This window comes from Roseivirga sp. BDSF3-8, assembly GCF_041449215.1.
In the GTDB taxonomy this organism is placed as follows: domain Bacteria; phylum Bacteroidota; class Bacteroidia; order Cytophagales; family Cyclobacteriaceae; genus JBGNFV01.
The window spans coordinates 5105846-5126673 of sequence record NZ_JBGNFV010000001.1 but is presented as its reverse complement, the minus strand read 5'-3'; the positions used below and the strand labels follow the sequence as shown (position 1 = coordinate 5126673).

14 protein-coding genes are annotated in these 20828 nt (G+C 46.9%); 11 read left to right on the top strand and 3 right to left on the bottom strand.

Annotated features, from left to right (window positions below; all coding sequences use genetic code 11):
• The first annotated feature begins 22 nt into the window (after positions 1-22).
• The 10 genes from AB9P05_RS21245 to tnpA all read left to right on the top strand — a co-directional run bounded on the left by AB9P05_RS21245 (position 23) and on the right by tnpA (position 14958).
• A complete protein-coding gene (locus AB9P05_RS21245) occupies positions 23-2155 on the top strand; it encodes a carbamoyltransferase (RefSeq protein WP_371910846.1) in 2133 nt (710 codons plus the stop codon).
• A complete protein-coding gene (locus tag AB9P05_RS21240) occupies positions 2155-4251 on the top strand; it encodes a hypothetical protein (protein ID WP_371910845.1) in 2097 nt (698 codons plus the stop codon). The genes AB9P05_RS21245 and AB9P05_RS21240 overlap by 1 nt, the downstream gene beginning before the upstream one ends.
• Positions 4248-6296, top strand: a complete 2049-nt coding sequence (locus AB9P05_RS21235) for a hypothetical protein (RefSeq protein ID WP_371910844.1) — start codon at positions 4248-4250, stop codon at positions 6294-6296. Before AB9P05_RS21240 ends, AB9P05_RS21235 begins: the two co-directional genes overlap by 4 nt.
• A gap of 7 nt (positions 6297-6303) precedes the next feature.
• Positions 6304-7677 carry a glycosyltransferase gene (locus AB9P05_RS21230; RefSeq protein WP_371910843.1) on the top strand — a complete coding sequence of 458 codons (1374 nt, stop codon included), beginning with the start codon at positions 6304-6306 and terminating at the stop codon, positions 7675-7677.
• Positions 7658-8557: a glycosyltransferase family 9 protein gene (locus AB9P05_RS21225; protein ID WP_371910842.1), complete on the top strand. Its 900-nt coding sequence runs from the start codon at positions 7658-7660 to the stop codon at positions 8555-8557. Before AB9P05_RS21230 ends, AB9P05_RS21225 begins: the two co-directional genes overlap by 20 nt.
• Before the next feature lie 3 nt (positions 8558-8560).
• Complete coding sequence (locus AB9P05_RS21220) at positions 8561-8755, top strand: hypothetical protein (RefSeq protein ID WP_371910841.1); 195 nt, start codon at positions 8561-8563, stop codon at positions 8753-8755.
• A 38-nt stretch (positions 8756-8793) separates the two neighbouring features.
• Positions 8794-9675, top strand: a complete 882-nt coding sequence (locus tag AB9P05_RS21215) for a DUF6734 family protein (RefSeq protein WP_371910840.1) — start codon at positions 8794-8796, stop codon at positions 9673-9675.
• A 6-nt stretch (positions 9676-9681) separates the two neighbouring features.
• Positions 9682-11616, top strand: coding sequence for a lanthionine synthetase LanC family protein (locus AB9P05_RS21210; protein WP_371910839.1), 1935 nt, complete (start codon positions 9682-9684; stop codon positions 11614-11616).
• Positions 11617-11791: 175 nt separating this feature from the next.
• Entirely contained in the window at positions 11792-14224 is a 2433-nt protein-coding gene (locus AB9P05_RS21205; protein WP_371910838.1) for an FtsX-like permease family protein, read from the top strand.
• Between the two features lie 257 nt (positions 14225-14481).
• Complete coding sequence (gene tnpA / locus AB9P05_RS21200; protein ID WP_371907395.1) at positions 14482-14958, top strand: IS200/IS605 family transposase; 477 nt, start codon at positions 14482-14484, stop codon at positions 14956-14958.
• 426 nt (positions 14959-15384) lie between these two features.
• On the opposite strand, the gene AB9P05_RS21195 is transcribed toward tnpA, so the two are convergent.
• The 3 genes from AB9P05_RS21195 to AB9P05_RS21185 are packed head-to-tail and all read right to left on the bottom strand — an operon-like array spanning position 15385 to position 19043.
• Positions 15385-16248, bottom strand: a complete 864-nt coding sequence (locus AB9P05_RS21195; protein ID WP_371910837.1) for a hypothetical protein — start codon at positions 16246-16248, stop codon at positions 15385-15387.
• Positions 16249-16263: 15 nt separating this feature from the next.
• On the bottom strand, positions 16264-17088 hold the full coding sequence (locus AB9P05_RS21190; protein WP_371910836.1) for a DUF2490 domain-containing protein: 825 nt from the start codon (positions 17086-17088) through the stop codon (positions 16264-16266).
• The gene (locus AB9P05_RS21185; RefSeq protein ID WP_371910835.1) at positions 17085-19043 is read right to left on the bottom strand and encodes a hypothetical protein; all 1959 of its coding nucleotides are present in this window, start codon (positions 19041-19043) and stop codon (positions 17085-17087) included. The genes AB9P05_RS21190 and AB9P05_RS21185 overlap by 4 nt, the downstream gene beginning before the upstream one ends.
• A 1160-nt stretch (positions 19044-20203) precedes the next feature.
• Here AB9P05_RS21185 and AB9P05_RS21180 point away from each other — a divergent pair.
• A complete protein-coding gene (locus AB9P05_RS21180; protein WP_371910834.1) occupies positions 20204-20671 on the top strand; it encodes a hypothetical protein in 468 nt (155 codons plus the stop codon).
• Positions 20672-20828 lie beyond the last annotated feature (157 nt).

Sequence of the window (20828 nt, the reverse complement as noted above, 5' to 3'; positions counted from 1 at the left end):
GAAAACCCGCTATTTATAGTGGATGGAAATTCTAAACATGCCAAAAAAACCAATATATATTCTCGGAACCGGCCTGTCTCACGATGGGTCATCCTGCCTGTTAAAAGATGGCAAGGTGTGTGTTGCTATTGAGAAAGAACGTATTACCCGCCAAAAACATGACGGGGGTAATGACAACGCCGCCATCGAGTATTGCCTGAGGGCAGAGGGCATTACCATTGATGATGTTTCGCTGATAGTACAAAATGCCACACTCGGCAATTTTAAATACGGTAGTGACTACTATGATGGAGAAAGGTTGTTTTCTGAAAAAGGCAGCATCCCTATCGTTACTATTTCCCACCACCTGGCCCATGCCTACAGTTGCATAGGTACGTCCGGGTTTGATAACTGTAATATCCTGATAGTAGATGGCATGGGGAACCCCTATGACGAATGCATGGATCTGCAGGATGCCTTTATTCCGGACAGGGAGGTTATAGAAAAAACAGGCCTGGCTCACCTTTTCTGGGAAAAAGACAGCTATTATGCCTACGATGGCAAGGCCTGCACCGGTCTTTATAAGGACTTCTCCGATGCTGCCTACTATCGTCGTAACTACCCGATGTATCCCGATGGGTCACGCCATAGTATCGGGAATGTGTATAACGCCGCCAGTAACTACTGCTTCGGTAATATGATGGATGTAGGCAAGCTTATGGGCTTAGGTCCATACGGCAGACCGGGTATCTATTATGATGAAATATATGAGCTTAAAGATGGGCGGGTATTCGTGAATTATGACTGGATGGGCAAGTTTAAGCGCCCGGCCCGAAGCTATGCCGAGTTCAGAGAGAACTTTCAATATTACGCTGATATAGCCTATTGGGTACAGCGTGAGACCGAGCGGGCTCTTATTTACCTGGTCAATGCCCGCTATGAGTACAATGGCCATGAAAATCTTTGCTATGCAGGAGGGGTGGCCCTCAATGCGGTGGCCAATGCCCGTATCATCCGGGAAACCCCCATTAAAAACCTGTATATGCAGCCTGCAGCCGGTGATAATGGTATCGCGCTTGGCTGTGCCTATTATGGCTGGCTCGAGGTTATGAAAGAGGAGCGGCAGGAGCATGATGGCTCTACCTGTTTTGGTATTTCCTACCCCCTGGAAGAGGTGCAGGAAGCTCTCGACAACTACCTTCCAAAACATGACCCTGGCCTTCGTAAAGACATCCTCGATCAGTTTTTTAAACTATTGCCATCCTATACCCGCCAGGCGAATGTGGCAGTAAGTTTCAATGTATCAGACTATGGATTCCGGCAGGTAGTGGTGAGTGAAAACGAGGTGGCTGTCTTGGAAAAAGCTGATTCCCTGTCACATACCTCGGTGACTGTGTCCGAAAAAGACCTTTATCTGGGAGTGCTGCGGCCATACCTTTTCCAGGACGATGATTTTCAGTACAGATTCACTGTAAATAATGAAGAGGCCTTGGAGCAGTTTATGATGTCTGTAGATTGGGCGGGCCTGAGTGAGGCACTTCAGCAGGGATTACAAAGTTACCGGGTCTCATTTGTACAGGATGAGGATTACCTCCGTACGGCTGCCCGTCTGATCGCCGAAGGAAATGTACTGGGATGGTTTCAGCAAGGCTGCGAGTTCGGGCCCCGTGCCCTTGGGCGCAGAAGCATTCTGGCCGACCCCAGAGACCCGGCCAAAAGAGATTTTATCAATGCCCGCATAAAGTTCAGAGAAGATTTCCGGCCCTTTGCTCCCTCCGTGCCTGCTGAAGATGTAGCTGAGTATTTTAAATACGGATACGAAAGCCCCTACATGATACTGGTAGATCAGATCAGGGATGAATACCGTGATAAGCTAAAAAGCATTGTACACAAAGATAATAGCTGCAGAGTGCAAACGGTTACCCCCGACTGGAGCCCAAGGTATTATGGTTTGCTCCGGGCCTTCAAGGAAGAGACCGGCGTGTCAGTGATGCTCAATACCTCTTTTAACAAAAAAGGCATGCCCATAGTAGAGCGGCCCGAAGAAGCGCTTGACCTTTTTTATGAAACGGAAATGGACTACCTCGTGATAGAGAATTTTATCATTTCCAAGTCAAAAGATAAAGAGGCTACGGCGGGGGAATCAATTAAAGAACTTGAAAATCAGGTGCAGTAATGGCGGAAAGACCCCAAAACGCTAATAAAGAACAGGCGGGAAGACTGGCTGATTTGTTGTACAGGGAGCAGTATGGTGAAGCCACCTCGCTGTACCGGCAATTATTTCCCGAAGTGCCTCAACCTGAGGAAGAAATAGAGGCCAGGGATGAGGATACAGCCGAAAGCCCCTTTCAGCTTGGCGTGTGGCAACAGCAGGGTGACCAAATGGTAAGAAACCCGGATTGGAACAGGCAATTCCATATGTGGCATGATATGGAAAGTTTCCCGCTGACTTCAAATAAGAAGCGTATCCTTTTTATCGGAGAATCAGTGGCAAGCGGCTTCCTTTTCGACAGGCATTATCGTCCTGCTTACGTACTACAGGGAATTCTCGATGCCGAAGCAAAGGACCTGGAAGTACTGGACCTGGCCAGGCTAGGCCTCGGGCTGGATGAACTGATCGAACTGCTCGAGAAAAGCCCCCGGTTATCGCCTGATGCGGTGGTCGTATTTGCCGGAAATAACTGGCTGCCTCAGGCTCATGCAAGCCTGAGTGAAACTGAGCTTTTGGAGATTGTCCATGCGCTGAATGAGCCGGACAAATACCATAGGATCAAAAAGGTGGTAGAAGGCAGGCTCACAGATATGGCCTCTGCACTGGTGAGCCAGATGGAGAAGGTAAGTAAAGCCGGTGTGCCCGTCACATATATACTTCCCGGCTATAACCTGAAGGACTGGGAGGGTGAAATCAAGCGTGATAACCTGCTCTGGCCCACTACGGAAACAGAAGAATGGAACAAGCTAATAAGGAAGTTAAAAAGTATAGACGACGAGCCTGTCCAGGCATCTGAAATAGCTAGGCAGCTTATTGAAATTCAGCCTATTCACCCTTTTGGCTACGAGCTCGCCGGTCAGTGTGCCATGAGAGAAGGTAATGCCGCCCGGGCCATAGAATGGTTTGATCAGGCCAGGGAAACAGGTATGTGCCGGTTTACCTCCTCAGCCAGGATATTCAACTGCATTGAAAAGACGATCAGACAGGACGCCGAAGCTGTACAGATCATTTCGCTACCCGATATATTGGTCCGGTGGAGCGAGTCCGGTGTACCGGGAAAAGAACTCTTCGTAGACTATTGTCACCTTTCGCCTAAAGGCATCCGAATTGCTATGAGTGCGGTAGCCAGACAGGTTTTGCATACGATAGCCGGCAAAGAAACCGATGTGGATACGCTATACGCATCCAGCCCCCTGCCCACGGCTGAAGAAGAAGGAACAGGCCATCTGTTAGCAGCCATTCTTAACGCCCATTTTGATCAGTCGCATGAAGTCATCTCCTATCATTGCCAAATAGCGGCTGAATTATCGGCCTCTGCCAGGGAGTTTATGAAGGGCTATATTAATATGACCTTTTGTCCGGTGCCCAAGTACCTCACCTCATGGTTCAAAAGGCTAAATCAGATTGAGACATTCAAACCCTATATTTACTGGCATGACTACCATGAGAGCATAAAAGATATTGACCTCCTTTATGCCATGCGTGATGCGCTGGATAAGGCCGGCGAGCACTACCACGGGGAGGTATTGGTAGCTGAGGCCAAAGGACTGGAGATACTGGAAGATGAGTACGACCTGATGGACTCGCAGTATTTTGATTCGTCCTTCAGTCCATTTGAGGCAGATAATGGGTACGCAGCCATATCCGGAGAGTCTGTTTTTTATTTCTTACAGGATGTGTTCACGGAAGCATCCGACCGCTTTACCCTCAAAGTTTGCCTGCGTGCAGAGAAGGAAGCGGAAACGGCCTCTGTCTTTATCATCAAACTAAACGGTAAGGAAATAGCGAGTCACCCTGCCACCACCACATGGACTACTCTGAAGGTACCCTTGGATCCGGGCCTGATTGAGAGCAACTATAACGCCATATCGATTGAGTGGCCCACGAATCTGCATTTCACTTACCGAACGGACCTGTCTGATGGGTTAGAGGCGCAAAATTACCTCTCAGAATCCTTCATAGCCCGATTCGGTACCATAGACAGTATACGCCTGTACCGCCGGAGAGACTATCCCTGCCAAACGAAACCCCAACTTAGTAAAGAAGAACTACAGTCATGAGTAAGAGACCCCAGGAAGACTTAAAAAGCGTGGCTGCTGAGTATGCCCAAAACCTTTACCGCTCTGCATCTATGGATGAGGCAAAAGGTAAGTCGCTCCGCGAAAAGCTGAATTTTGCGGAATCGGCCGAGGCAGGCTCTTTGCCGTATGACGAGGCTCAATCGGAGAACGGACACATCGGTATCTGGAAAGAAATTATTGCTGACGGGGAGGTATACTTTCAGCGTGATGAAAGTATGAGGAACGATTTCGATACCTGGATCGACCGGGATATCATCAGGCCAAAGCATACTGATAAAAGAGTGGTCTATCTGGGCGAATCAGTCGCAAGCGGCTTTTTCTATGAACACCATTACCGCCCGGCTTTGCTGGCGGAGCAAGCGGTGAATAAGCTACTTGGTAAAGACAGCCTGGAGATAGTAGACCTGTCCAAGATCGGTATCGATATTCATGAACTACGTCAGGTGACCCGGGCCAGCCTGCGGTTAAGCCCGGATGCTCTTGTAGTTTTTGCCGGTAACAACTGGCTATCAGGCTTTCAGATGCAACTAAGTGAGGAAGACATCCGCGCCATATACAAGGCAGTGACGGAGGGCAAAAGGTTCGATGAGATCGATCCTATTTTTCAAAGTAAGATCAGGGAGATAGCCTACGATTACTTGTTGCTTCTCAAGGAACTGGAACTTCCCATAATATTTGTCATCCCGGAATTTAACCTCAAAGACTGGCACCTGGACATAAACGGACAGGGCCTGCTGTGGCCCCGGGGTGAGACCGAACAGTGGATGCAACTGAAAGAGGTGGCCGAAAAAGCGCTGGCACAAAATAAGGTGAAGGAAGCCCGGGAGGCCGCTACAGAACTAATATCCCTGAACAAGTCCAATACGGCAGGCTACAGGGTATTGGCGGAGAGTTACTTAATAGAAGAAAAGCACGAAGAAGCGCTGCAGGCCCTGCTCGATGGCCGCGATACCATCATGTATCGTATGTCACCTGTACCCGGCACGCACACCGTATTGCGCGAACAGGTGCTTGAACTGGGGCAGAAGGAAAACTTTACCCTTATTGATCTGCCTGCATTGCTAAAAATGCATTTTCCCGGTAACATGCCCGACCGGAGTATTTTCCTTGACTACTGCCACTTCGATGATAACGCCCTTCGTCTGGTAGCGGCTCATTTATCTAAAGAAGTCATTCGCACCTTATACGATAAAGAGGTTTCTTACGAACAAGCCTTTGAGATCATTCCTCGCTCCGAATCCCGGTATAAGGGTATTGCTCACCTTATGTCTGCTATGTACAATGCCCACCTGGACCAGTCTCCTGAAGTGATCCGGTACCATACCGCACAGGCCATAAAGCATTTTGATCGTGCAGAAGAGTTTATGACCCAATACGTGGACATGGTAAACAGAAATATGCCTAAATACCTCACCTCGGCATACCGTAAGATCAAGAGCATAGAAGAACTCAATATATATTTCGGACGGATACTGGTGGAAGAAAAGGTCCTGGACCTGAAGCTGGTGCAAGCTATGCTTGATGAACTAAAAGTAAAGGGCAAGGACCTGGAAGATCATATCAAAACCCTCAGGCTGCGGGAGCATAGTTTTAAAAACGGACGCATAGATTTACTTGACCCTTATCTTTTCAGAGAGTCTTATTTGACGGCCACCCTCGATGGGCAAGCCTATACCTCACGCGAGAAGCACACCCGGTTTTATGCCGTCACTACCGGGCATGAAAGTGCCTCAGCCTCCATTACCCTCAAACTGCCGGAAGGCATTGCCGGTACAGTCCGTGTATTGGTCAATGGAAATCCCGTTGCTGCCTTCGATGCTGAGGAGTGCTGGTCCACCCATCGCTTTGATATACCTGCTGACGTGTTTGTCCCCGATGTAAGCGTTATTTCTATAGAGTGGCCAGCCTATCGATATACCCCTCAGTATGAAGGTGATGATGTGGAAGCAATGTCTGAATGGCTAATGGATAACCTGCACCCTCTGTATGGTAAGATTCACCAGTTTACACTAGAGCAAAAGTAATTCTGCAATGGCTCATATCGTATTTATCATGTTTTCCGAAAATAGTGCCTACCGCGCCAGCTTAGGGGCGGCAAGCCTGCTGAGGGAGGCCGGTCATGATATAACCTACCTGGGGATAGAACCCTACCGCCAACTGGTGGAAAAGTGGGGGTTTCGCTTCCAGGTTTTTGGGTATGATGAAGCATTGGAAGCAAGCCTGCAAAAGGAAAATGAGGCCCGGGTACAAAAGGCACAGCAGAAAATGAAAATGCTGAAGCCGCTCAGGCTTATCCGGCTCAGGATGAAGCTGGATAATGAGGCCCATCAGCGGCTGGAACAAAAAATGAAGGAGGACCTTGCCGCCTGGGTATGCCGGGAAAGTCCTGATCTCATATTCCTGGACCAGCTATTCATGTGGGCTTATGCCTTGCCTTTACTAGAGGCAGATGTGCCTCTGGCAGGTATCAATTGTATACTTTCTGATGAGGCTGTGGCTGGTATACCTCCGGTAACCACCGATTATATCCCTGCAGATCCGCCATCCCGACAGGATGAAAAGGAGGCGAAAAAGAAGTGGAACCGAATGTATCGTAAACGACTATGGGACTATTGGTTTTCAGACAGCCGTAAACTGCGAAAACAGATTGCCGGGACGGGTACCGAACTCAGGTGGCAGGAGTTTGGCTATAAGCTTTCTATCCCTGAAGTAGTTCTCTTCCCCCCGGAATTTGAATTCAGTTCTAAAGGGGAAACGGGTCAGCGCCGGTATGTGGGTGGATTTACCGGAAAGTCGCACCACCACTCGGAAAGCAACCACTTTTCAGAGAAATATACAGGAGAGAAAAAGCTCATCTATATGTCATTCGGTAACATAGTTACCGGAGAGCGGTATGCTGCCGAAAGGGAAAGGCTCTGTCAAGCCTTTCTGAGTCTCATGAAAACCAGGCCGGAGCTATATGGCATCATGCAGGTTTCTGATAAGGATGAGGCCGGCCGCTACCAAAAGCAGGCAGGTGAAAATGTAGAAGTTGTGCACTGGGTTGATCAGGTAGCAGTCCTTCGTTCAGCCTCACTGTTTATAAGCCATTGCGGATGTAGCTCTATTCGTGAGGCCATGCATTTCAGTGTTCCCGTCTTTGGGATTCCTTTCGATCTGGACCAGCCGGGAAATGCCGCCAGGCTACAATATCATGGTGCCGGGGTAATGCGGAATCCTGCCGGCATGACTTCGGAAGAGTTTGAAGATACCGTCCTTCATATGCTGAAGGACCCTGCATTCCGTCGTAAGGCTAAAATGATGCAAAAAGCCTTTGATCGCCCGGAAAATGAAGAAAAGCTCCTGGAGTTTGTGAATCGATACGTGAAAAAAGAAAAAGCAGACAATGAACCGATCAGCTCATAAAAAGGAAAAAATCAGGTTGCTCATGCTACAGGGTGGGGGAGATATTTTGCTCGCTACCCCTGCGATAAGGGCTATGAAAAATGAAAATCCTGACGCGAGAATTATAGTATATGTTCTGTTTGATATATTCCGTGATATACTAAAGCATAATCCTTATATAGACGATATACGCAGTACACGCTTTATCGAAAATCCGCTTGAGTTCATTAAGTATAAATTGAGCAAAGGCAGGTTTTATGTGCCCGTATTTACCCGGTCGTTGTATGCCTATCGGTTACATGCTACGGAAATGATGGGGCAAATAATGGACACGGAGGTTACAGACAAGCAGATAGAGGTCCATCTGACCCAAGGTGAAACTGAAGCTGCACAGCAGAGACTTGCCGACTATGATAATACCGTAGCCATCAATATTACCTCCCGCTGCTCTGTAAACCAGATGTGGACTATAGACAAGTGGAACCGGCTGGTGAAAGAAATGCCTGACCATACATTTGTTCAGTTAGGACTGGGCGACGAGCAGCTTGTAGAAGGGGCAGTGGATCTGCGCGGAAAAACCGATGTGCGGCAGGCAATGGCTATTGTAAATGCCTGTGATAAATTTGTAGGCGTAGACTCCTTTCTGGCTCATGTGAGTAGTGCTGTGCATACACCGGGTGTCGTATTATTCGGCGATTCTTCTCCTGGTATTTTCGGTCATGCGAACAATATCAATATTTCTAAAAACCTTCCCTGCGCGCCCTGCAACGAGTTTTTGGATGGAAAGTCATGCCCCTACAATATCGAATGCATGACCTCTATTGAAGTAGATGAGGTGAAAAGCGCTCTTCTGAGCCTCGAAACCAATGAAGTATCTGTAAGCCCCACAAGCCTAGCCTGACCTATGAAATCTCCCGACCAACTGAAAGGAAAACTCGAGCACCTGCAGGGAAAACTCATGCAGGTGGAAAAGGCCATAGATCAGCATATGGAAAAACCCTGGTATATGCGCGATAAGGTAGAAATGCGTTTTTTACTCGACGAGAAAAAAGCCTGGCGGCGGGCCATCGAATGCCTGCGCTGGGCGATAGAAGACTAAATCTTTGTTCCAATGACGCCTACTAACTCCTTTTTACATTGAAAATCGTACAAAGCTTCTGGTCTAAACCCTTTTTTCGGCCTGATGGCACCCGCTTACACGGAGGCTGGCCTCATCGCCGATATAATTATATTTCATGGGCCCTCAGTTGCCTGCTACTCAGCGAACATTACGAAAAGCTGGAGATAGTAACTGATGAAATGGGTAAGGAAATCCTGATAGATAAACTGGGCTTACCCTACCGTTCAGTGCGGGTGGTGTTGGATGAGCTTAATGAGTATCACCCGGACCTGTGGGCGCTGGGTAAGCTGTATGCCTACAGTATACAATCCGAGCCTTTCCTACATGTGGACAGTGACATTTTTATCTGGAAGCCATTTGATGCACGGCTTACGAATGCGCCACTGATAGCTCAAAACAGAGAGTCCTATACCTCACACTATACCTTTCAGTATAGTGAAGTATATAAATATTTTGAAGTCATTCCTGCCTATCTACAGGGGTTAAATGAGCAATTTGAGTTTATACCGGCCATCAATGCCGGTATTCTCGGGGGTAATGACCTCGAGTTTTTTAAGACCTACACCAGCGAAGCTTTTAATTTTGTCAATGCGAATAGCCAAACTATACCCAAACTCACCGATATCGGAGGTTTCAATTCTGTCTACGAACAGTCTTTATTCCGCTTTCTGAGTCAGGACCAGGGAAAGGGGATCACCTTCATGTTTCCAGATAGTCCCGATACGCCAGAACAGGTCGGATTCATACATGAAGCGTCCGTCCACGATGATTTCGTTCATTGCGTAGGCGGGTTTAAGAGGCAGTACATGGTGTATGCCCTCATGGAAAGCCGGATGAAAGCTCTCTATCCCGATCACTATGCGCTAATTGATGAATTAATTGACACCTCTGAGCTTTAAAATCATATGCGGGGATATCAAGCATCGAATACCGAAACCACAGCGAAAGACTTTATGACGGGGTTGCTAAAAGGGGTGGTTAGTCAATGCCGAAAGGCTATTCAGGATAAAGAATTTTCAATGCTGCCATTGAAGCAGCAGATACAGCTCCTGGCAGACCTGGCTGCATTACAATCTCATACCGGGCAGGAGGGCTTGTATGAAACACTCGATGCCTTAACATCAGGATCCAGGGCGCTATCCTCGAACCACTACGGTGTGCGCGATGGAAAGGGCAGGCTGCTTGCCTTATACAAGCAGCTCTACGGGGGGACCGGCGATGAGAAGTACCTCAGGGAAGCTATCAGGATAGGAGGGGAGCAGGTAAGTAATAAGTTTATCCGCCACAGAGCGGTAGGGGACTACTCCCTGTACCGGGGTCAGGCCGGCCGTATACTTAACCTGCTTGCTCTGCCCGGAGAGAATATCGATACAGCCAATTCGGCACCGATTACCAGCATGATAGAGGACCTGCTGGGCAGTGCCTGGTTGGGCACGGAGGGAATCCTGTGGCCACCTGCTACGGATGAACGCCAGGGAAGTATCAGTCTGGCGTATGGAACTTCAGGAATTGCCTATGTATTGTGCTCAGCTTTAGAGTCCGATGGCTGCAGGGAGATTCTACCGCAGATATTCGCCTATGAAGATAGTGTATATGATGAGGAAACAAGTACCTGGCCGGACTATAGGAACCTGACTACAGAAGAAGGGTATGGAAACTATGGATTTGAGACCGGAGCAAGCGGCATTGTCTGGGTCAGACTGCAGGCTTACAAGTTACTTGGAGATGATGAGCTATTGATAAAGCCCCTGGAGGTGGCCAGGCAGATTACTCAAATCCTGGCCAGTGAGGGACCGGCTCACTCACTATCTTTTGCGTCCGGCCTGACGGGGTATGGCTATTTCTTTAAGGAACTTTATCTCTGCACGGGCGATAAACAGTGGCATGCAATGGCAGAAAAAGTGGCGGACTACCTTATCCGCAGACTGGGCCGGGATACGGCTCTAACGGACGCTAACCGGTTAAGGCACCACATGGAAGCAGCCACTTTTCTGGCAGATTTTCAGCAGCACGAAGAGAACCATACGAATATATCTCCTGTGCCCCATATACGGCTCGGCGCTTCTGGCGCGGATAAGCCATCGGGCAGAATAGCCTCCTTCGGCTCCGGACAGCTAGCTGACGTCTGGCTACAAAAGGAGTTTAAGGTAACGGTGGATTTATTAAAGGCACATTCACCGGAAGTGTATCAGGACTGCCTGCTATGGACTGGTGAAATAAGTCTCTTTAAACGGCTTGAAAAATCTGTCACTCAATTGCTTACCGACCAGGCTGATACTGCAGAGCTTCACCATCAATTTCAAAGAGAGAAATTCCTGTTTGAGACGAAAAGGCAGGTGGATTATTACCGTCTGGCTCAGGAGGAACTGACCATAGCAGAGAGCACCGAAAGCTTAATTGGCAGACCGGATGATGCGTTTGAAGAGCTTACCGCCCGTCACTTCCCATACCTTTTTATGGATAGCTACGAAGAGGCTCCGGCACCGGGTAGAAAATTCACCGAAGAGGAGTTCGGGGAGTTTTTATTCAGCTATGGTAATAGAACCTATCTCTATCGTATTTTTCCGGAAGGAAATGTCAGGAAATTTAGCGTAGGGGTATACCGGATAGTGCTTGATGCTTTCAATAATTCCCGCCCGGTTAAAGATGGCCTGAATGATATGGTGGCTATTTTCAGGGCGCAGTATCCACATGTGCTTAGCATTTTCAGTCAGTACCTGGAGGAAGAGCTGGGGATAAAGTTCCAATCCGAAGAAGAGGTATTTCAGGCAGTGCGTACCCTTTTATTGAACAAGATAAAAGAGTTTGCCATAGAAGGGATGCTTCATGTATCCTGCTAACCTTGTTTTTGAACATACCTGTTATCCTCGTGAGTTAAATTTTATTGCAGACAATTTTTCCGAAATTATGGGATTAATAGTTTGTGATTTATCAGTTAAAACGCCCAATTAGTTATTCATGCTAAGTAATAATATCAGACTCTGGTTACGGTTTACCTTTAAAAATAAACTGATTATGTTTATAAACATATTCGGTCTTATTTGCGGAGTCGTTTCCTTTCTGCTGATCATAAATTACGTTCACTATCAGTTGAGCTTCGATACGTTTTCAGAAGATAGTGACCGGCTATATCGTATTTCCCTTGCAAAGAGCCGTGAAGGTGTGGTAGAGAGTGAGACTGCCTATACAGACGTGCCTCTGGGGAGTCATCTTCATGACAATGTAGCTGGTATCGAAGAGTACTTCAGGCTTCATTTTACAGTAGGAGAGTTTCTTCTTTCTCCGGATCAGGGTCCCGGAAGTCCTGTTTTTAAGGAGAGTAAGGCATACTTTGCCGATAAGCCGGCCCTCGACTACCTGGACATTCAGTTACTCAGAGGGAATAGTAGCACTGCACTGGGTGAGCCCAGCACTATCCTCATTTCTGAGCATGCGGCAGAAAAATATTATGGTAGTGGCTGGAAACAAAAAGACATAATCGGCCAAACGTTGGTGTATACCGGTGATAATGCCGAGCATCTTTTTCGGATAGACGGTGTATTTGAAGATTATCCCGATAACGCTCACCTGGAGTTTGATTTCCTCTTTTCTCATGAATCTCTCTACAGCATTTTCGGGGGAGGGGAGATGCCTCCGGAAATGGTAGCGGGTATGATGGAGAATATGTGGGGGCATCCGCAGTGGTATACCTACCTGGCCCTGTCACCCGGTACAGATCCTGCTGACGTGGAACTGAATATCAATTATTACATTCAGGAACTGCGTGGTGAACAACTGGAAAAGGAGGGGATAGCTGAGGCGTATAAGTTACAGCCCATAGAAAAAATCCACCTGTATTCTGACCTGACAAATGAACCGCGCGCTAATGGGGATATCAGGATTGTGCTACTGCTGGCAGGAGTGGCCATACTGATCCTTGCCCTGGCCTGGACCAATTATGTAAATCTTTCCATCATTCTATCTACAGAAAGGGTCAAAGAGATAGGCTTACGTAAAACAGTAGGGGCCGAAAGGAATAGCCTGGCAGGGCAATTTGCCATGGAGTCCTTCATGCTGAACATTATTGTAGTGGCTTTGGCTATTGCCATTTACGCCGTGCTGCTTCCCTTGTTTTCAGCGTTTTTGTCAGTCAGTATTATTACAGACTGGCATTTGAAGCCCTTCTTCTGGATAGAGGTCGCCCTAATCGTTATACTCGGTACCTTCTTTACCGGCTTCCATTCTTCCATAGTACTGTCCGGTATTAATCCGCGTGAAGCCCTGAGTGGTAAGCTCCGTTCCGGTATAAGTGGAGGGCGTTTTAAGAAGGTGCTCGTAGGCACCCAGTTTGTGATAACCATTGTATTAGTGATGTCTGCTCTCATCATCTACAGGCAGATCGACTTTATGCAGGATAAGGATCTTGGCATACGAATTTCGGGTAAACTCGTCATAACCGCCCCAAAAAAGGCTTCAGACCATACCCAGTTCATTAACTATCTGAATACATTTCGAGACAGGCTGTCTGATAACTCTGCTATTACGGCCGTTTCAGCTACTACCTTCATACCCGGCCAGCGCAATTTGTGGCAAAAAAAGATGGTTCGAATGGGACAAAAAGCTGCAGAAGGTAAGGATGTAAAGGAAATAGGGGTTGAGCCGGGCTACCTGGAACAACTCGATGTGGAGTTTCTGAGAGGAAGCAGCTTCTCGGCTAATGAGGAATATAGTGCCCGCCAGGTTGTGCTCAATGAGGAGGCGGTTCGTCTGCTGGGGTATCAAACCCCTGACCAGGCAATCTCTGAAAAGGTAGGTGTAATATATGGCGGGGGGAATGTGGCCGAATACGAAGTGGCAGGCGTGTTAAAAGACTTCCATCATAGTACACCAAAGGCCGGGTATGAGCCACTGGCCTTTTTCACTGACATACGCACCGGCTACTTTATAGTAGAAAGTAACCAGGCCGGACAGGGGGACTTAGTAGAAAGTGTACGCGCTCAATGGCAAAGTCTTTTTCCCGACGAGCCATTTGAGTACTTCTTCCTGAAGGATTATTATGCCAATCAGTATGCCAGCGATCAGCAATTCATCAGGATATTCTCCGTTTTTACATTCATAGCCATACTGGTGGCCTCACTAGGGGTATTTGGACTGACCAAGTTTATGGCCCAGAAGAAAGCCCGTGAGATAAGTATCAGAAAGGTATATGGCGCCACTATAGGAAATATTTCTACGCTTTTTGCAAAGTACTTTCTGCAACTCGTAATTGTAGCCAGTATTATAGGTATCCCCATTGCCTATTTCATTACAGATGAATGGTTGGAAAGCTATGCGTTCAAGCAAAAAATGTATTGGTGGCTTTTCCTTCTGCCCATTCTATTTATTATAACGATTGCCGGCATAAGTTCATGCTATGGTACGCTGAAAGCAGCTCTCAGAAACCCTATTCATGCTATGAGAAATGAATAATATGAAGCAGTTTTTTTTTAAATATTACTCAGGAGCAGCCGGCAATAATATAGTATGGCCTTATTTTGATCACTGCTTTAGGCTCCGGTATTAATTAGAAAAAGTACTTTTAAACTTAAAGGAAGTTCTGATAAGATCTATCAAGAAATGCTCCCGTACTCATAACTGGTATCATTTCCTTTTATTAATCGAATTAAAACCACCGTCTTAGACGGTGGTCATGTTTGAGGGCTATGCCAGTAGGGGTATATTGTGGAATGAGCAAGTATCGTAAGCTATCGCATAGCTTTTACTATTGTGTCTATCATGTAGTATGGACCCCGAAGTACCGCCACCGTATACTTCGTGATATTGTTGCAGATACGTTGGAGAATAAGATAAAGACGATATGTGAATGGAAGGAGGTCAAGGTAGAAGAGTTGAACATTCAGCCAGATCACGTTCATTTGGTATGTAGTATACCTCCGAAACTTAGTGTATCAGACTTCATGGGTATTCTCAAGGGTAAGACAGCGATCATGATGTTTAAGAACTTCAAGAGTCTTCGCAGAAAACCCTATTGGGGCAATCATTTTTGGTCACGAGGCTATTTTGTAAGTACGGTAGGCATAGATGAAGAAAAGATAAAGCGGTATGTTAAGTATCAGGAGAAGGAAGATAAGAAAGAGGATGGGGATATAGATATCCCGCTATTCGATAACTGCCTATCCCCCTTTGGGGGTAATAACCATTGAAAACCCCCTCCTTTGGTGGGGGTAATTTATATATTTCACACTATCGAGGGTCATTTTCAACCGGCAATTGGCCTTGTCTACTGAAGACTTCCCAGGTTCGTGAATGTACTTTGGAAGCTGGCCAACAGCTTTGATAGAAAACAGATCGAGCCCTGATTGGGTGAGGTGCCGACTGAAGTATCTGAATTAATCCTGCCCTCAGAGGCCGGGCCTGTGTACTGGCAGAAGGCAGCCGAAAAAACTGAAGGACGGGTCTACCCTGAAAGCAGAAAGGACTGAACCAGTCCTGCCTGAGTTGCTGACCTTCAGTGATAAGAATAAGCCTCCCAACATCAGGCGGGCATTTTGGAGTCTTTCAAAAAAGAATACCTTCCCCGAATGGCTCTCTGGCTTTCATCCAAAAAACAGCCAGGAAAGATATGAATCTTACTTATTTTCTGCTTTTACCAGTTCATCGTCTTTCCAAATGCCATCAGCCACTATCTCTCCCTCTTTTCCGTAAAAGGTGCCTTCTCCATTTCGCTCGTTGTTTTCCCAGCTACCGGTATACTTCTCTCCGTTGGGCCAGTAGTATGTTCCTTGCCCGTGGCGCTGATCGTTTTTGTACTCGCCTGAGTAATACTCTCCATCGGGCCAGTAAAAGATGCCTTTTCCATGGCGCATGTTGTTTTTCCACTCACCTTCATACCTGCTTCCGGTGCTGAAGAGGGCTACGCCTCTTCCGTTTGCCTTCCCATTTTCGACTTTCCCTACATAATCTACTTTATTCCCTTTGCTGCTGGTAAAGGTAAGGTATTCGCCAAAAGACCTTTGTACGAACTGGCGTTCCAGGTTTTCGACCTGGGCCTTTGCTTTTGTGAGGGCAAAGCTCAGTGAGTCTAATTGCCTGACCCGATCGGCCGCGGCTGCATCCTCTGTCTGAAGGGTATCGCTGGAATCCATCGCATACCTGTCCCTTGAATTCAAAGCCCTTACCTCTTCCTGCAAGGTGATGAGCCTTTGAGCAAGCTCAATGCGCAGGTCAATAAAGGCATTGGTGGTTCCTTTTTCGCTGGTCTGAAGGGCTTTATAGGCTGTAAGGGCTTCATCGTGTTTTCCGGCAAGCAGCAGCGAGTCTATGCCAAGTACTTTCTTCTGCGCTACCAGTTCATCTTCGGCTATTTCGGCTCGTTCACGGCTCTGGAGAAGGTCATTTTGGAGAGATTTTACCTGAAAGAAATAGAATATCCCTACGCCGACAGCGACGGCTAGTAACACAGAGGTGATGGTGATTTTACTGTATTTTTTCATGCTCGATAGCTATCCTTAATCATTCATATGAATTGATGGTAGCCTATTCTTGACCTTTCTGAAATCGGGGGCAAAATAGACATGGAGGCGCGTAGTCCATTTTTGGTTATAGAAAGCTCCGTCAGCAAGCTCCTGGCCTTGTGAGTACATCACCCCTGCGGCCACGGTAAGGCGTGGGGTTAGGATGTACCCGAATGAGGTATGCAATCTCAGGTCTTCCATAGGGCTATCTACCACCGGTTCGCCACTTTGCATGATCAGTTCGGCCTCAGGTGCGATGTAAAACGTTTTGGGAGAAAGCACCGGCTTGTTTACGGGAATCTTTACCGTCAGCATATAGCGCCACCTGTTTCTGAAAATGTATTCACTGCCTTCCGCAAAGCCCTTTGACCAGCGATGCTCAAGCCGGATACGATGATAGACCATGAGTCGCTCTAATGGCATGGCAAACTGATACTCGTGCCAGATACGCCACTCGGGAACAGACCTTTTGCCGCTTGGTGAATCCTGCGTGTTAAAATTGACTCGCAGCACCCCGCCCACACTCATATTAAAGGACTTGGATAACAGGTAACTGATCGCGTGGCGGTTATAGACCTGTGCAATCTGACCTGCAAAGGGCGTATCACCCTTCTCCTGGAACCGGAAGTGGGTCTGAGCGATCCAAAACAGCCTTTTGGATAAACGAAAGTTTCCATAGGTGTTAATCCATAACCGCGTGACCGGCTCTTTATATTCAGACTGTTCCGGTGGCTGGGAGTCTTGCGCCTGAGCCTGTAATCCGGCACAGGTAATAAGAAGGGCCAGCACTAATTGAAATTTATAAATGGGGCGCTTCATTCGTCAATCTTCTCCATGTATGATGGAACGTCAAACAACTGTAGTACTTCCTGAGGGTCTCGCTCTCTTTTGAGCTTTCGCTCTACTTTTCCTGTACCTTCATCTTTCATATCCAGCGTTCGCTGATAGATGGCCTCATTATACCGGAGCAGTGTCTCAGCGTTATCGCAGGAAAGGTTAGTGCTTATCTTTTCGAGTAAATAGGGAACGAGTATGTTTTGATAGGCAGACGTAATAGGCTTCTTGGTCTTCTCATTCATATACGTGAAGGTGAAGGGGTTCCAGACCTCTTTTGTATATGCCTGCTGTATTTCCTCCTCTCGGGCAGGGAGCGTTGAAACGGCGATGGCCAGCTCATCCATTTGGCTTAGACAGGTGAGTAACAGGTCTGCCTGCTGGCTATCAGGGTTTGCATCTTTCATCTCAGAATAGCGCTTAAGGATGCCATTGGCTGTAGCTTTTATGCTCTGGAGTGCATTTTGATACGGACCGGAAACGACATTGCTCAGGGAATCCACGAACCCGCTTAAATGTGTCATTTCGGCGATCATTCTTTCTTCGGTATCCTCCAGGTCTTTTCGTCGATCCTGGTGCATCAACTTCTTATCTAGTGCCCGCCGGATGGAGTCGATACTTTGAAAGGTGTATTGAGCCAGTTGGTTTACATTAGAAAGATCGTAAGTGTCGAAAGTAAAGTCATCTGCCCCGGGGCCGGTGAACGTTCGCGTAATCGTATCATTGCCGTTATTATAGGTGACCTCAATAGCGGCAGGTTTGGCCTGAGGCCATAGTGCCTTCAGAACATTATCCTTTTGTACAAACTGGAGGATGTCTTCCTCATAATAGGTGATAAGCTGGCTTATGGGAGCCTGAAGTTCTTCATTTAAGCTTTTGACCGATGACAGCAGATACAGGACTTCCTCATCGGTAAGTTTAATGAGCTGAAGCTGCGTATTGCTGAGTAGCTCGTTGCTTATTGCTTCTGCTTTTTTCAAATTCGCCCTGATCTCATCCAACTGCTTCTTTTGCGCCTTATCGAGCGGGAAGTGAGCCACTTGCACCTTAAAGGCAGAAATGAAAACCGGCTTTCCTAATGCAGTATATACATTATCCAGCTTCTGATAATTAGCGGCATTTTCGGTGAGTAAACCGATGGTACTGCTTTCGGGTCCCTCATCGGTAGCGTAACGCAGGGCCAGGATCCTGGCATAGCGTTCATCCAGATCAATGGTTTGGGCGTTTTCGATGTTACTGCCAAATATTTCCAAAGATTCGGACTCACCGTTTCGACTGCTTACAATTTTTTCCAGCCTCCCCTCATTAAAGTGCCAGTACTCTATGGGGTCCGGAACCTTCTTATCATATAGTTCCCATACATCATGGGCCAGTCCGTCTCTGAGTACGCGCCCCAATAGCACCTTCTCATCATCTTCAATACGAAAGCTCTTTTGCGGATATCCGTCCTTAAACTGTATGGTGCTGAGGAAAAGGGTGGTATCTACGTTTGAATTTTCTAATCGCTTAACCGTTTGCGTCCACTCCCCCTGAAACTTGCCATTGCCAACCTCCCCGGAAACCTCGAGCAGGGCGCCTTTTACCTTTACGTTGTACTGATAATCAACGAGTGATGCATTTTCAGTGGCTTGAAAATCCCCGAACTGGAATTGCCAGTTGCCAATAGGTAAGTCGTTTTTATAGCCGCCTTTGAATGAAAAATACTGGCTTCCTTCGGTCAGGAGAGGGTCAAGGTCTGAGCGCTGTAGCTGAAAGGGACCTTCCAGGATGGTGTCATTTTCCTGTATGTAGTACCCAAAATCAGCTTTTCCTGAATAATCTTCTGCCTGAAAGGGCCCCGTGTAGCGCCTGACGTCCTGCCCGTACGACGAAAGCGGAAAGACCAGACATACGGCCAACAAGATCGCACAGTGTGGTAATATTGATTTAAATGAGCGCATTGCTGCAAAGAAAGTGAATTTAAAAGAGATGTAGCAACCCATGAGTAAAAAGTGCCAATTAGCGGTTATGGCGTATCCTGCGTAAATGGATACCCGGCTATCCATTGCGCAACTACCCCTGTCATCTTCTTGTTCGGCAGGGAATCACGAAAAATAAAAAACGGTACGAAAGACAGGAGTATGTCCTTGTACCGTTTGGTTTCCCCACGAGGTACCATTGTCCTTCCATTTTCAAAAGCTTATCCATGCTGTTTAGGTGATGAGGGATTGGGCACCTGAAAGATGAACGCTTAAGGCGGGAAAAGTCAGTTTTATTCAGATACTCATGTGGCTAGCGCTCTATTGGATATGTACAATAACGGCCAAGGCCTGCCTTAGACGAACCTATACCGAAGGATAGCTATAGAATTAACGGAGTTGCAACGGAGAAGCAACGGACCAGCGACGGAGAAGAAGGAGGTTGATTTTCCTGAAAAGGAAGGGGGAGTAGAAGCTGCAAAGAAATGAGGCTCTTAAAAATGTTCAATTTTTGAATAGCTTCTAGCCTGATACGAATATACTAAAAGTATTCTGTTCGTGCCAGGGGAAATTAAGATGGTTACGGGGTGGGGTTTGTCAATATCGTTGAGTAACCGTTTCGAGCGAACAGCCCTGAGCGACCACACTCAAAGGCCGGACCAGGCGTCCCCGAAATGGCGCATTAAGTTGGCGGTTGTTTATAGCACTTATCCCCGGTTTCGACGAAGGAGAATACCGTGGGCACTCTGCAGGAGGGCGCCATGCAATGGTCCCCATCGAATAGCAGATAAGCTATCCACCCGCCACTGCTTTTAGCAGACTGTCTGCTAAACGGGTGGGGACTCTTTAAGCCAGCAGAGTGCAAGTAGCAAACGGATCCCGGGTCTGGGCGGCCCCGGTTTCGTCTGGGGACGGAGCATTAAGTTGGCGGTTGTTTAAAGCACTTATCCCCGGGCTTAATACATGGCCGCTCTTTAAGAAGATGCCATGCAATTGGATACTCTGTAGCAGGTACTTTTACATCTCCGCTAACGGGGCCTTTACTATTTGCGAGGTTGGTTACGCTTTCATGCGTCTATTGAATATAATAGAGTGTAACTTTGGAATAATAGTTTAAATTTTCAATTATTATTCTATTTTGTATGGAAAAATACATTATGATTAAATTCAACCAAACTTTATTTATTCTATTTTTTGCATTCATTTCTTTCTCATTTACCGGGAGTTCAGCCAATGCAAGCGTTGAACAAAACACCTGTTATTTGACCCCTGTATTATTGGCTGAAAGTCAATGCACTGGCTCAACTAATCAATACAAATATTCAGTTTATGTGTCTTCCGGGGGGCATACGACTTCCTTTGATCGTGTTATTGAAGTCTGGGTTATACATGATCAATCTATTGTAGATTTTGCCGTTGTCACTATTTCTGCCAATGAGTACCACTCTGATAATGCCGTTGTGTTTCAATATGCAAATGAAAATTATGGCCAGGTCACTTTAAAAATAGCTAACGTTAATGGTCAATCACAATCGATTTGTACCTGGAGAGAACAAACACAAAATGCAAATAATTGCTATTCCAGTGGTGGAGGTGGCTTCGGCAGGTAGTATATGGTATATGCTTGATGTGAGCAATACTATACAGCTATAAGTACAAATTTTTATAAAAGACCTGAAGGCATGTAGCTTCCAGGTTTTTTTAATGTTCTAATGGTTTTAATGACACGGTCACACCTGTCCTAAATAAATACTAGAGAGGGAAAAA

What these genes read in the sequence shown, in the direction of transcription:
- AB9P05_RS21245 (WP_371910846.1), top strand. Translation starts at nt 23, where the DNA reads ATGGAAATTCTAAACATGCCAAAAAAACCAATATATATTCTCGGAACC.
- AB9P05_RS21240 (WP_371910845.1), top strand. Translation starts at nt 2,155, where the DNA reads ATGGCGGAAAGACCCCAAAACGCTAATAAAGAACAGGCGGGAAGACTG.
- AB9P05_RS21235 (WP_371910844.1), top strand. Translation starts at nt 4,248, where the DNA reads ATGAGTAAGAGACCCCAGGAAGACTTAAAAAGCGTGGCTGCTGAGTAT.
- AB9P05_RS21230 (WP_371910843.1), top strand. Translation starts at nt 6,304, where the DNA reads ATGGCTCATATCGTATTTATCATGTTTTCCGAAAATAGTGCCTACCGC.
- AB9P05_RS21225 (WP_371910842.1), top strand. Translation starts at nt 7,658, where the DNA reads ATGAACCGATCAGCTCATAAAAAGGAAAAAATCAGGTTGCTCATGCTA.
- AB9P05_RS21220 (WP_371910841.1), top strand. Translation starts at nt 8,561, where the DNA reads ATGAAATCTCCCGACCAACTGAAAGGAAAACTCGAGCACCTGCAGGGA.
- AB9P05_RS21210 (WP_371910839.1), top strand. Translation starts at nt 9,682, where the DNA reads ATGCGGGGATATCAAGCATCGAATACCGAAACCACAGCGAAAGACTTT.
- AB9P05_RS21205 (WP_371910838.1), top strand. Translation starts at nt 11,792, where the DNA reads ATGTTTATAAACATATTCGGTCTTATTTGCGGAGTCGTTTCCTTTCTG.
- tnpA (WP_371907395.1), top strand. Translation starts at nt 14,482, where the DNA reads ATGAGCAAGTATCGTAAGCTATCGCATAGCTTTTACTATTGTGTCTAT.
- AB9P05_RS21195 (WP_371910837.1), bottom strand. Translation starts at nt 16,248, where the DNA reads ATGAAAAAATACAGTAAAATCACCATCACCTCTGTGTTACTAGCCGTC.
- AB9P05_RS21190 (WP_371910836.1), bottom strand. Translation starts at nt 17,088, where the DNA reads ATGAAGCGCCCCATTTATAAATTTCAATTAGTGCTGGCCCTTCTTATT.
- AB9P05_RS21185 (WP_371910835.1), bottom strand. Translation starts at nt 19,043, where the DNA reads ATGCGCTCATTTAAATCAATATTACCACACTGTGCGATCTTGTTGGCC.
- AB9P05_RS21180 (WP_371910834.1), top strand. Translation starts at nt 20,204, where the DNA reads ATGGAAAAATACATTATGATTAAATTCAACCAAACTTTATTTATTCTA.